Origin of the sequence: Kerstersia gyiorum (assembly GCF_048595715.1) — a bacterium.
Lineage (GTDB): Bacteria > Pseudomonadota > Gammaproteobacteria > Burkholderiales > Burkholderiaceae_B > Kerstersia > Kerstersia gyiorum.
On the sequence record NZ_CP169556.1, the window covers coordinates 311,379 to 324,194 of the forward strand.

Annotated in this window: 8 protein-coding genes; 6 read left to right on the forward strand and 2 right to left on the reverse strand. The window is 54.7% G+C overall.

All coding sequences use genetic code 11. The annotated features are described in order from the left end of the window. Positions 1-56: 56 nt before the first annotated feature. Positions 57-6,119 carry a DUF637 domain-containing protein gene (locus tag ACEW7X_RS01365; RefSeq protein WP_420177515.1) on the reverse strand — a complete coding sequence of 2,021 codons (6,063 nt, stop codon included), beginning with the start codon at positions 6,117-6,119 and terminating at the stop codon, positions 57-59. A gap of 24 nt (positions 6,120-6,143) precedes the next feature. After that, positions 6,144-7,895, reverse strand: coding sequence for a ShlB/FhaC/HecB family hemolysin secretion/activation protein (locus ACEW7X_RS01370; protein ID WP_130487604.1), 1,752 nt, complete (start codon positions 7,893-7,895; stop codon positions 6,144-6,146). 385 nt (positions 7,896-8,280) lie between these two features. Here ACEW7X_RS01370 and ACEW7X_RS01375 point away from each other — a divergent pair, with 385 nt between their 5' ends. The 6 genes from ACEW7X_RS01375 (at position 8,281) to atpA (ending at position 12,783) form a co-directional block, all read left to right on the forward strand. After that, the gene (locus ACEW7X_RS01375) at positions 8,281-8,703 is read left to right on the forward strand and encodes an ATP synthase subunit I (protein ID WP_165390061.1); all 423 of its coding nucleotides are present in this window, start codon (positions 8,281-8,283) and stop codon (positions 8,701-8,703) included. 83 nt (positions 8,704-8,786) lie between these two features. Further along, on the forward strand, positions 8,787-9,668 hold the full coding sequence (gene atpB / locus ACEW7X_RS01380) for a F0F1 ATP synthase subunit A (RefSeq protein ID WP_068371394.1): 882 nt from the start codon (positions 8,787-8,789) through the stop codon (positions 9,666-9,668). A gap of 112 nt (positions 9,669-9,780) precedes the next feature. Then, on the forward strand, positions 9,781-10,020 hold the full coding sequence (gene atpE, locus ACEW7X_RS01385) for a F0F1 ATP synthase subunit C (protein WP_068371391.1): 240 nt from the start codon (positions 9,781-9,783) through the stop codon (positions 10,018-10,020). Positions 10,021-10,180: 160 nt separating this feature from the next. Beyond that, a complete protein-coding gene (locus ACEW7X_RS01390) occupies positions 10,181-10,651 on the forward strand; it encodes a F0F1 ATP synthase subunit B (protein ID WP_130487603.1) in 471 nt (156 codons plus the stop codon). A 12-nt stretch (positions 10,652-10,663) separates the two neighbouring features. Further along, positions 10,664-11,209, forward strand: a complete 546-nt coding sequence (locus ACEW7X_RS01395) for a F0F1 ATP synthase subunit delta (protein WP_068371385.1) — start codon at positions 10,664-10,666, stop codon at positions 11,207-11,209. Positions 11,210-11,241: 32 nt separating this feature from the next. Then, positions 11,242-12,783 carry a F0F1 ATP synthase subunit alpha gene (atpA, locus tag ACEW7X_RS01400; RefSeq protein ID WP_068371382.1) on the forward strand — a complete coding sequence of 514 codons (1,542 nt, stop codon included), beginning with the start codon at positions 11,242-11,244 and terminating at the stop codon, positions 12,781-12,783. The last annotated feature ends 33 nt before the right edge of the window (positions 12,784-12,816 follow it).

Sequence of the window (12,816 nt, forward strand, 5' to 3'; positions counted from 1 at the left end):
GTAGGCGAAGCCATGGTAAATAGGCTAGAAAGACGTTTATTTTCATAGTTGGAAAATTATTTGTATGGATGCAGGATTTGATACCATTTTCGGTGAATGGATTGGGGGAGAGGGATAGCTATATTTCCCTGCATCCAATGATGGTGGGTCAGGGTTTGCCCCTCAAAATTCTGGTGGGTTGAGTTGTAGCGAATCCATTGTTGATCAATGATTGGTGCAAGACCGTTGTTAATATTTCGTTGGTTGTGTTCGCTAAACATTTCGGGTTGTCGTTGAAGTAGCACCCTGAAGAATGCAGTTCCATCTCGATTGAAACCAAAGGCATTGGTATTTCTGCCGGTGGAAATGTTGTTCATATTTACTGCTAAATTCCAATTGACATAGGCGTCCGGAATTGGAGACGACATGTTGCTTGGCAGGCGTGCAATGAGTGGGCTATGCGGATCCAGGGTTCTGAGCAGGTTTTCATAGGCAGTCACTTCATTCTGGGTGAATTGCACAGGGGAGTTCGGATTGGTCATCCGATCCGGCACTCTTCCTCCACGGGCAATGATGGCAGTTGCCAAGTCTTGACCACGTAGGTTCAAATAATACTGTTGTGGGCTGATTTGTTGCTGAGCCGCTCGAGTACGCATGGCCAGCCTGCCATTATTGTCATAAGCGGTTTCAGCAGTAGTGATGGCAGTCTGGGCATCGCCGCCAATGTAGGCTGCAATGCTGCCAGCAACAAATTTACCGTAGGCCTTGACCTTATTATCAAAGGCGGTCCACTCCTCCGTTGAGGCGGAAAGCGAAGGCACATCCTCGATAAAGAACTCCGCAACAATTTCAGCAACCGCAGCGCCAATGGCGCCGTCGCGGCAACTTCCCCCGGCGATGGAGCCGGCGGTGCAGCCTGCCATGGCATGTGCGACCTTATGCAGAACCTGGTTGGTGATTGTGCTGTCGCGCAGATCTTTAATATAGCTGCGAGCAATTTCTCCATGAGCGGTGTCGATCAGTCCGCCAATCAAGCCTTTTTTGATCGCTTCGGTGAGTTCGTCACCATTGATCGCGGCATAGGTTAACGCCCGACCGCTTGCGTTGATGAGATTGAAAGCCAGTCGTTCTGTGGTGGTGGAGCCATTGGCTAGCCCTTGCATTCCGTCCAGCCCCGCGACATTTGCCATGGCTCCGGCGGTAATCGCAGCGGCGAGTGCTGCACGGGCGGTGTCGCTATTGCTCAGGTCTTTGAGAGTCTTACCAATATCGCCCTGGTTGTTGACCAAGGTAATGCTGGCCTGTGCGGCCAGGCTGGTGATGGCGGCGTTGGCCATCAGGCCCGCTGTCGTGAAGCTGGTGGTCGCCACGCCATTGACGATGACGGTCTTGCTGCCAGCAGATCCCAGCAGCGATGCACCAGTGCCGTGGGTTGCAGCTGTCACAACCACAGCCAGCAACGCTGCACCCGCAGGCGTCAGGCCTTCCTGTGATTCATGCCATTGTTCGAACGCCAGTTGTACCGGCTGCCAGTTGACGTCGTTGCGCTGTGCCAGGACATCCAGGTATTCGTAGCCAGGCTGTCTGGCCAGTTTGGTTAGTTCGGTCTTGAAATCGCCGTCAGGAATGTCTGCCAAAACCGTGCCATTAAACACAGGCGAAACCGGCCCGGTGAACTTCGGCATGGCCAGGGTTTCGGTGATGCTGCCGGCGTTGAGAGTGCGTTGCCAGACAACGTAGTTGCCTTCTTTGGTACGTGTCTCTGTAACGCGGCGTTTGATGCCTTCCATGATAATACGTGCATCAGCACGAGCATTGGCACCAACGCCAACATTGATTGACGCACCTTGGAGTGTATCGAAGAGGGTGCCTTGCAGTAAGGTATCCCATCCTGAGTTTGTTTGAGAAGAGGAGGCGATGAGGTGCGTAGGAAGTTGAGACGCAATTTCTCTGGTGGTAGTGCTTTTGTTTTTTCCAGTGCTTATTCCCAATAGGGAGGATTTTTTTTGTGAATTGACCTGGCTGTAGGTTATTTCCGGGACTGCATAGAGATTTAGTGCATTGGCTGCAGTGATGTGTATATTATTTTGCGACGCATCAAAGACGGTTGCTTCGGCGACAACGCTTTCGCCAGATTTAATGGAAATATCTTGCCCTTTGATAACTGTTGGTGATGCGGTTGTGTCTTGATTTGTCTCCGTTTTAGTTACCTTCTTTTTTTTATACCATTTTCCTGTTTTATAGCTGCGAGAGCTGTAGCTGTAGAATTCTTCTTGTCCTGCTTCCAGTCGTAGGTCGCCACGAGATTGAAGTAAGACTTTTCCGAGTGAGGACGTGATTTCTGAATCATTAATGACTAAACTAGATTGGGCGTTTGTTCCGACGGCTTGAATGGTGGTGTCCGATGCTCCCTGGATTCGGGCGGGTGTGCTAAATAGAGCCCAGGCATGATATTCAGTATTTGGGTCACCATACTGATAGAGATCAGAGAGGCCGCTGATGTGGATACCAATCGGTTTTTTTTGTTCGTTAGTGGGAGCAGACTTATCCTGAGGCAAGGCTCCTGTGGATTGAATTTCTATTTTTCCACTGGATAATATGTCTGATCCAAATATCGCAATTCCGCTGGCGGAGGTGAGATTGATGTTTCGTCCTTGTATGGATGTGCCGAGGTTTTCGTATCCTTTTGCAGGCTTCGAAATTGTATTTATGTAATCTATAATTTCAAATTTCTTTGATTCTATTACTCGGGCTGTTTTGTCGTATGGTGCTAAACGAGCTAGTGCCTCATCCCATTGGTCTGCAATGGAGGTGCAATAATTGGTTCTTCTGGATCTGGCACATTTGTCGTAGTAAATGGGTTCAAGTTCTATGGCTTTGGTGTCCCAGTAAATATATTCAGGGTCATGCCATATTTTGTTCAGCTGTTGTTGTACTTCATCTTGTAATTGTTGGAGCTGGAGGATGCGTTGAGCAGGTACGTAGTTGCTGAAATTATTCTTTATTCCATCGATCAGCAGGCTTCCAGTGTAAGATGTAATGCTTAAATTGGCATTGCTTTTTAGATTGGCGCCCTGGATATTGACTGTTGCGCCTCCTAGGGTCAAGTTGCCTTGAGCATTGAGCGAAACTGTTTTAGCGTTAGTGTTGCCCTGAGTTCCAGGAATACCTAAGAGAGTCAGTGCACCCTCACGGGTTGCAATGTTAAGATCCCGACCGGCCGACAGTTGCGAGGCATGCAGGTGCAGGCCAGTGCCGAATAGGCTAGTGCCTTCTGGAACTAGAGTGATGTCGCCAGTGCCTGCTAATATTGTTAAGTCAGTCTGTGCGGAAAATTTGCTGGCTGTGCCGCTGTTCGGGCTGGTGTCGATGGTAATTGTGCCGCCGGACTCTAGGCTTAATTGGCCGCTGAAGGGCTTGATGTTTGTGCTCTTGGCTGTTGATGTTTTTAGGTTGCTATTGTCGATTTTTAATGGGCCAGTTTCGTTGTAAACGGAAAGAGCGCCGCCAGCATATGTACCGTTAGCGTGGTTTTGGCTGCGTTTAGACGAAAAGCTGAGTATGTCACCTGCCGAAAGATAGTTTCCTAATGATGTGATAGTACTTTCGGCACTTGTTATCCCCAGGCCGCCGCTGCTTGAAATGCTAACGGAGTTTAGGCTGGCAGCTTGTTTTGAGTGTAGAGCTAGATTTTTTCCTGCATAGAGCCGGCTATTGAGATCAGCGCTGTCTTGCAGCGTAGCAGATCCATTTTCAGCGATAATGCTTAGGTCACCTGTTCTGGCGTTGAAATAGCTGCCTTTGATGGATACGTTTGTGCCCGCTTGCAACGTGATGTCACTTGCGCTAATTCTTGCTTGTAGCGGGCCTACAGGAACTTTGAATGGCGTGGGTACGATATAGGTGTCATAAAGTGTTTCGGTTTCTATAGCACCTTGGGCAACAATTTTGGTGTGTCCCTCCGCGAGCAGGCTAGAAGCTTGTATTTGGACGTTTCCCTCCGTGCTGCCTACGATTAAATTGCCTCTAGATTCAAGCGTGCTAGCTATCATAGGCTCGGATTGCGGATTTTGTGCCGTGAGGGCTTTCACTGTAGTACCTTTCCGGCTGACTAAGCTTGCGTTCCCGGCTGTTGCGTGTAGGCCTTCTGCCGTGATTGTCCCTTCATAGGCTGAAATATTTAATGTCTTTTCGGCATTAAGTTTGATCGCAGCTGTTTCATGATAAGCGTGCTGTGCTTGAAGTGTGATTCCCTCTTGTTGAAGCGCCTCAATGGATAGGTCTTTTTGCGCGGCGAGCTGTATATCACCAGTGAGTTGAATCTGACCTCCTGATAGTGAAAGGTTTCCGTTAGCCTCAAGTTTCGTTGTTCGGGATATGTTGGGGTGGTAATTGTGAAAAACTTTCCAGCCGTCGATGAATAGCTTTTCTTCACTAATTAATGACATATCTTGCATGGCACGCATGGAGATATGGGGTGAGATGAATAGGGTTTTTCCTGCCTGTAAATGTACATTGCCTTGCGTGCTCTCGAGGTCAGCATGTTTGTGGTTTAGTTCATTTACGAAAACCAGGTTGCCGCTTGCAATGAGAGTCGCTTGTTTGGCTCCTTGAATGTGGAAGTTGCACATAAGGATATTTGCGTCCGTTTCACGGAACGGGGCGCCGGTTTCCAGGTGTACTGTTTGACCTGTCGCGTGTAAATTGCGGGCATTTATACCTTCAGCGCTAATGGCCACAACATCTTCAGCTTGGCTTGATAGCGTAGTCGTCGACAGAGACATCAAACCATCGCTATTCAGTTGTACCTTGCCATTGGCCTCCACATGGCTGCCCGTCTCCAACGTGAGCGTGCGCCCAGCGCTGAGCGCAATCTGTCCGCGTTGGGTGACGCCATTGGTGCTGGTGCTGCCCAGGCTTTTAATAAGTGCATTGTTCTGTAGGTTAAGGTCTCGCTCCGCGTGCAGCACTACATTGGCCGGCGTTGCTGTGGTTTGAGCCAGCCCGCTGCCGGATAGGTGCATGTCATTGCCGGCCTTGGCGATGAGAAGCTGTCTGCCTTGTAGTTTTCCTGTGTTGTTCAGGTCTCCTGACAGTGTGGCAATGCTGGTGACGGCTGCATCCATCACGCCCGAGTTTTCCAGTTTTCCCTCGGCGGTGACGACCAACTGGCCGCTGCCGACGTTGGATTGCAAGGTGCCAGCATTGCGCACACCTGCGCCGTCCTCGGTTGCTAGTAGCAGGATACGTCCCGCATACATCCCACCCAGTGCTGCCGTGTCAATGGCGACAGTTGGTTTGGCGCCTGTGCCGGTGTTGGTTTCCAGCAAGCCATCCGTATAGCCGATGGTCTGTGTACCTGTGGTAATGCTGAGCGTGTCGTTGGCACTTGCTTGCATTTTGCCGGATATTTTGACCGCCCGAGCCAGTACATCCGTATAGCTGACGCCACTCGTATTTATGCCTTTGCTGCTGACGCTGACTGTTCCGCGTTCCACTTTCAGGCCAGTCAACTGACCGTTCTCCATGACGGGAGTGCCGGTGGTCAATGTGGCGCGACTGGCGTTGCTGAAACTGGCGCCGTCAATGTTGATGCCCGATGGGTTGGCAATAATGACTTCGGCTCGACCGCCTTGTACCGCCAGTTGTCCTCCCAAGTAGCTGGGGTTACTGGAGCGGACTTCATTCAGGATGACCTTGGCTTCTCCCTTGGCTAGCCAAGGGTTGCTGCCGCGCTGGTTGTTGAGGATCGCGCCGTTGGCTTGGACATCGAACTGTTGGTATGTGTTGCGGCTAACGCCAGCCTCGCTGGGCGTCTGGATATTGACCAGCGGCTTGCCGTCACTGGTCTGAAGAATTGTCGGGCGCTGGTTGCCGGGCGCAGTCGGGTCGGCGACGATCTGTGCATATGCTGCGGGTATCAATGCCCAGGCCAGCAACGAGGCCGAGAGCCGCGTTGGTAATCGCACATGCGGGGCGGCGTGAGATGTTGTTGCCCATCCCTGGCTCTCCTGCACAGGTTTGAGGAGGCGTGCGTGGCATGTGCCTTGGTGTTGCGAGTTACTGCGGGCCGTTTCCTGTACTGCTACAAGTATGCCGCGGGCTACGTTGAAGACGAGACGATGAAGGTTCTTGTTCATAGCGGTTCGAAATGCAGAAGAGGTTCAGAATGGGTAGTCGAGACTGAAACCGGCAGTGACATTTGCCGTTTGCATGTGTGGAGGTTTGTGCAGAGGGACGCCGACGAAGAGGTCGTAAAGCAGGCCGCTTTGGTTACCGCGCAGCCCTAAAACTGCGCCGGCTAGGTGGCGGCCGGATAGCCATTCGCTGGATGGACCGCTGACAGCACCGAAGTCCAGGCCGCCGTAGGCTTGGTGTAGGCCGGCGCCCAGCGATATGGCGAGTTCATTGCGCAGCAGCCAGCCGCGGTCGGCCATCAGGCTGTACTCACCATCGAAGCCGCGCACGCTGTAGCGTCCACCGATTGAAAACCTTTCATTGGGTGCCAGCGGGGTGCGATTCCATTGTGCGCGCCAGGTGGCGCTGTATTGGAAGAGTTGATTGCCCCAACGCCATGGCAGATGCAAAGTGGCATCAGCGTTGATGATCTTGAAGCGTGCGGTGCCTTCACCAAAATTTTGTTCGGGTGCTGGAATGGCACCAAAGGCGCCAGTGCCACGTCGAAAAGAAAGTGTGACATCGGTGGTTGCATTGCCGAGGAATGCCCGATGGTTGATGCCAAGCTCCCAGCCGCCAGTGCGCCGGCGTTGCACTTTGATTTCTGTGTCGTCGATGTAGTTGCTGGAGCGTCGCTGGAAAGCCTTGGCGTGTAGGCTGACTCGGTGTCTGGCATTGCGCCATATCATCCGACTGAGCTGTATTTGTGTTTGTCGGCTGTTGCCCTGGTAGAGATAATTCTGGTTGGCGCCGGAGATGTTTTGCCGATAATCATTGCGGCTGTAATTGAATGAAGCCAGCCAATTACGCCAGGGGAAGGAGTAGTGGGTGTTCAGGTTTCGGCTACTTTTGGCACCAAGGTCCCCGCCGCCCAGATCATGGCCTAAGTTAATGTGCAAAAGATCGCCTAGTGACCACCAGTTGTCGTACGCCAGGGTGAGACTGCCTTGGTATTTTCCTGTTGCATTGCTACCGCCGTCGTCCAGGCTGACACTAAGCCGAATGGGCCGCTCCTGGGCGTAGGCGACAATTAAGTCACTGTAGCCATCGGCGTTGGTATCCTGGGCGGCAGCGATAGCGATATTGGCGTCAACGCTGGGCAGGCGGCGCAGGTTTTCCAGGCCTTGCTCGATATCGCGCAGGTTCAGCAGGTCTCCCGGGCGGGCCGGCATTGCAGACCAGAGGCTGATTGGACGATAGCTGTCTGATGAAAGAATAATATTGTGAATACGTCCAGGAATGATGTCGATAATTAATACTGAGTTTGTTAAGTCCTGTGATTTCAAGAATAAATGAGTGGTGATGAAGCCTTGTTCGACGAGTGCATGTTGCATGCGGGAGACGACGAGGCGTATGCCTTCGGTGCCCAGGCAGCGCCCCATTGCAGGGTCACTCAGGCCAGACGGTGTGATGCCGCTGTGTGAGGGAAGCGCAGTGAATGTGTGATCTGTATCTCCTTGAAGGAGAATGGTTGAGATGGGAAAACAAGGCGTTTCATCATGAGGAAGCAGAGCGTCATAGTCTGATGGCGTGGCGATCGGCGTCTCTAGGCGAACTGTCGGCGTCTGTTCAAGTTGACGTTGGCGTTCGCGCTGACGTTCTTCCTGTCGTTGAAGTTCTTGGGATGGGTCAGGTAGTTGTTGGCTGAGGACGAGACATGAAAAGAGCGCTGCCACAAGTCCTAAGCCGAGCCTGGATGTGGCATGGTGAGAGAGGTGGTCCGTGTGTTTATGTTGCATGCTTGTTGGACGGCTGCTTGTTCGCGTTATGTCGGGATGTAAAAAATCCAGATTTTTCGATCGAATCTAATATTTTTATTTCTTAATGATCATTGAGAATAATAACCAGTTCTATTTCTGGGTGCTATTTTTTTTATGCTCACTGATCCAGCGGCAGCGCCATGGGGCGGGCTCTGGAACCCGTCTGCATGCACGGAGTGCCCTTATGTCGAGCTGTTACCGCACACCTTGAAACCGCTCCGGCCATCCCCATATTGCGGTGCCGCAATTTTGGATTGCCCGGTTAAAATTTTTCAAGTTATAATTTTCGGGTTTGACGCTTGCGGGGTAGTTCGCAGAAACAAGGGGGCAAGGCATGCAGGGGCAGGGAACAGAACCGCGTCTGATGCTGACAGCCACCGAGCGAACGGAAGTAGCGCTTCGGGCCAGGAAGGAACTGGCCGGGGCTTTGGTTGCACAGGTTCTGATGGGAAGCCTGGCGGTGGTCTTGTCCTGGCTGATTGCCGGGGCGGGTGCCGGCGTGTCTGCCTTGATCGGGGCTGGCGCCTATTTGCTACCTAGTGCGATTTTCATTCTGCGTCTCATGATGACCATTTCCGTGTCTGGCCAGTCCAGCCCGGTGGTGTTCATCCTTGGGCAAGCGTTCAAATTGCTGGCTGCCATTGCTCTGCTTTGGTGGGCGGCGTCCGAGGGTGGTGATGGATTGGTCTGGCCGGCATTGCTGGCAGGGTTGATCTGCGCGCTCAAGGGTCCATTGCTATGGATGCTCTTTCGCAGTACGCGGTGGGGACGGCGCAAGCTGTCATAGTCGTTCGCGATAATGCGTCCCCGCAAGAATGAATGTGTGTCGGCTTCGTGCCGGTGGCTCAAAAGAACAGGGTAGGGAATCAAATGGCTGCTGCCAGCGATGTGTCGCCTCAGTCCTATTACATCCAGCACCACCTGGTGCACAACAACAATATCGGCGAAAAACAGTCGCTGATCGCCCAGTTCGACGTCATCAACTATGACTCGATCTTCTGGTCGGTGCTGATGGGCCTGCTGGCCGTGTTCTTCCTGTGGCGTGCCGCACGCCGCGCGACGTCGGGCGTGCCGGGCCGCTTCCAGGCTTTCGTTGAAATGCTGGTGGAAATGGTGGACGAGCAGGCGCGCAGCATTGTGCCGAACGTCAAGTCCCGCCTGTTCGTGGTGCCGCTCGCACTGACCGTCTTCCTGTGGATTGTCTTCATGAATGCGTTGGACCTGATCCCCGTTGATCTGGTTCCCGCCATCATGCGCTGGACCGGCCTGGGCGCCGAGCATGGCGATCCCCTGTACTATCACCGCATCCTGCCGACCGCCGACCTGAACATCCCGATGGGCATGTCCATGGGCGTGCTGCTGCTGATGCTCTACTACGGCATCAAGATCAAGCACCCCGGCGGTTTCGTCAAGGAACTGTTCAGCGCGCCTTTCCATGCCCATGGCTTCGCTGCCGTGCTGCTGGCTCCTGCCAATTTCCTGCTCAACCTGGTCGAGTACGCCGCCAAGTCGGTGTCCCTGGGGATGCGGTTGTTCGGCAACATGTTCGCCGGTGAACTCGTCTTCATGTTGATCGCCCTGCTGGGCGGTGCCTGGACCGGATTGAACGCCACCAGTATTGGCCTGGGTATTGGCCATGTGCTGGCGGGTTCGATCTGGGCGATCTTCCACATCCTGATCGTGCTGCTGCAGGCCTTCATCTTCATGATGCTGACGCTGGTTTACATCGGTCAGGCCCACGAAGGTCACTGATCGGTTAGGGCCACCCGGCATTGCCGGGTGCGCCAGAGTCGGATGTATTGGTAGTACCCGGTATTTCTTTCCTTTTTTCGATTTCAGATTTTTAACCAAGGAGTTGTGTGTCATGACCAACGTTGCTTTCGTTGCCCTCGCTTGCGCGTTCATCATCGGTTTGGGGGCCATCGGCGCCTGCATCGGTATCGGTATCATGGGCGGCAAGTATCTCGAAGCCTCGGCCCGTCAGCCTGAGCTGATGAACGCCCTGCAAACCAAGATGTTCCTGCTGGCCGGTCTGATCGACGCCGCCTTCCTGATCGGCGTGGGTATCGCCATGCTGTTCGCTTTCGCGAATCCTTTCGTCTAAGAAGCACCGTTGTTTCCGCCGGCGCGGCCGGCGGTTCATGATGCCGGCGCCGGGCATGCGGTTGTCAATCGACCGTGTGCCCTGTCGGCAGGAATTCCTGGCTCTGTTCCTGCGTTCAGGCGGATAGCAGAGTCGCACAAGGTGTAAAAGGAACACGAACGTGAATCTGAACGCGACAATCTTCTTCCAGATGCTCGTGTTCTTCGTTTTGGGCTGGGTCTCGATGAAATTCATCTGGCCGCCCCTCACGAAGGCGATCGAGGAACGCCGTCAGAAAATCGCAGACGGTTTGGCTGCTGCTGATAAAGGCAAGGCCGACCTGGCTCAAGCGCAGGCCCGTATCGGCCTGATCGAAGCCAATGCCAAGACGGAAGTCCAGACGCGTCTGGCCGAAGTGGAAAAGCAAAGCACGGTTCTGCTGGAACAGGCCCGCAAGGACGCCGAAGCCGAGCGCGCTCGTATCGTCGAGCAAGCTCGCCAGGACGCATTGCAGGAAGCCCAGCGTGTGCGTGAAGCACTGCGCAATGACGTGGCGGCCCTGGCCGTCAAGGGCGCCGAGCAGATCCTGAAGCGCGAGATCGACGCCAAGGCGCATGCCGATCTGCTGAACCAACTCAAAGCTCAGCTTTAATCCGGGACTGCCATGGCTGAAATTTCGACTGTAGCCCGCCCGTATGCAGAGGCTTTGTACGAAGCTGCGAGCAAGGACAAGGAATCGGCGGGTTCTGAAAGCTGGTCCGAACTGCTGTCCCAGTGGGCGCAGGTCGTGGCCTTGCCCGATGTCCGCGAAGCCTTCTCCGATCCGCGTCTGAACGACGAACAGAGCATTGAGCTGTTTATCCAGTTGACGCAGGCCGAACTGTCGCCCAGCGCCCGCAATTTCATTACCTTGCTCGTGGAAAACGGCCGTTTGTTGCTGTTGCCCGAGATCGCACGGCAGTTCATTGAACTGAAGAACCGTAGCGAAGGCGCTGCCGTTGCCGATATCACCAGCGCGTTCCCGCTCGAAGGCGAGGAACTGGCCGGTCTGGTGGCCGCGCTCGAGAAACGCTTCGGCCTGAAGCTTAAACCCAATGTCACCGTCGATGCCTCGCTGATCGGCGGAGTGCGCGTCGCAGTAGGCGATCAGGTGCTGGACGATTCCGTCCTGGCACGTCTGGCCCAAATGCGCAATACGCTGGCGGCCTGATCGCCGGCACACTGGATTCCAGGAGTCTGAACATGCAACTCAATCCGTCCGAGATCAGCGAACTGCTCAAGAGCCGTATCGAAGGCCTGGGCGTTTCGACTGATATCCGTACGCAGGGCACGGTTGTGTCCGTGACCGACGGCATCACCCGTATCCACGGCCTGTCCGGCGTGATGCAGGGCGAAATGCTCGAATTTCCCAACAACGTCTATGGTCTGGCACTGAACCTCGAGCGCGACTCCGTCGGCGCCGTGGTGCTGGGCGACTACATCGGCGTTTCCGAAGGCGACCCTGTCAAGGCGACCGGCCGCATTCTCGAAGTCCCCGTCGGCCCCGAGCTGCGTGGCCGTGTGGTCAACGCGCTGGGTGTGCCTATCGACGGCAAGGGCCCGATCGACGCCAAGCTGACCGACGTCATCGAGAAGGTCGCGCCCGGCGTGATCTGGCGCAAGTCGGTGTCGCAGCCGCTGCAAACCGGTGTCAAGGCCATTGACTCCATGGTGCCTATCGGCCGTGGCCAGCGCGAGCTGATCATCGGTGACCGTCAGACCGGCAAGACCGCTGTTGCCGTTGATGCCATCATCAACCAGAAGGGCAAGAACGTTACCTGCGTGTACGTCGCCATTGGTCAGAAGGCTTCGACGATCAACAACGTGGTGCGCAAGCTCGAAGAGCACGGCGCGCTGGAATACACCATTATCGTGGCCGCCGCTGCCTCCGATTCCGCCGCCATGCAATACCTGGCTGCGTACTCGGGCTGCACCATGGGCGAATACTTCCGCGATCGTGGCGAAGACGCGCTCATCATTTATGATGACCTGACCAAGCAAGCCTGGGCCTATCGCCAGGTCTCGCTGCTGCTGCGCCGTCCTCCCGGCCGTGAAGCTTACCCCGGCGACGTGTTCTACCTGCACTCCCGCCTGCTGGAACGTGCTGCTCGCGTCAGCGAAGAGTACGTCGAGAAGTTCACCAACGGCGAAGTGAAGGGCAAGACCGGTTCGCTGACCGCACTGCCTATCATCGAAACGCAAGCTGGCGACGTGTCCGCTTTCGTGCCGACCAACGTGATCTCGATCACCGACGGCCAGATCTTCCTGGAAACCGACCTGTTCAACGCTGGTATCCGTCCCGCCATCAACGCCGGTATCTCGGTGTCGCGCGTGGGTGGCGCTGCCCAGACCAAGGTCGTCAAGAAGCTGTCCGGCGGTATTCGTACCGACTTGGCCCAGTACCGTGAATTGGCCGCCTTCGCCCAGTTCGCCTCCGACCTCGACGACGCAACCCGTCGCCAGCTGGAGCGCGGCAAGCGCGTGGTGGAACTGCTCAAGCAGCCCCAGTACCAGCCGCTGCAGGTCTGGGAACTGGCTGTGACGCTGTTCACCGTCAACAACGGTTACCTGGATGACGTGGCCGTCGAGAAGGTTCTGTCGTTCGAGAAGGGCTTGAAGGATACCCTGAAGAGCAAGAACGCCAGCCTGATCGAAGCCATCGAAAACACCAAGGAACTGTCCAAGGAAGGCGAGGCCGAACTGGCTGCTGCGATCCAGGATTTCAAGAAGCACGGTGCTTTTTAAGGAATCTTGACAAGAGGCGGGCGACTGGCGGCT

Bases quoted from the DNA above. Each gene is read 5' to 3' on its own strand.
- ACEW7X_RS01365 (WP_420177515.1), bottom strand. From the start codon at position 6,119: ATGAACAAGAACCTTCATCGTCTCGTCTTCAACGTAGCCCGCGGCATA.
- ACEW7X_RS01370 (WP_130487604.1), bottom strand. From the start codon at position 7,895: ATGCAACATAAACACACGGACCACCTCTCTCACCATGCCACATCCAGG.
- ACEW7X_RS01375 (WP_165390061.1), top strand. From the start codon at position 8,281: ATGCTGACAGCCACCGAGCGAACGGAAGTAGCGCTTCGGGCCAGGAAG.
- atpB (WP_068371394.1), top strand. From the start codon at position 8,787: ATGGCTGCTGCCAGCGATGTGTCGCCTCAGTCCTATTACATCCAGCAC.
- atpE (WP_068371391.1), top strand. From the start codon at position 9,781: ATGACCAACGTTGCTTTCGTTGCCCTCGCTTGCGCGTTCATCATCGGT.
- ACEW7X_RS01395 (WP_068371385.1), top strand. From the start codon at position 10,664: ATGGCTGAAATTTCGACTGTAGCCCGCCCGTATGCAGAGGCTTTGTAC.
- atpA (WP_068371382.1), top strand. From the start codon at position 11,242: ATGCAACTCAATCCGTCCGAGATCAGCGAACTGCTCAAGAGCCGTATC.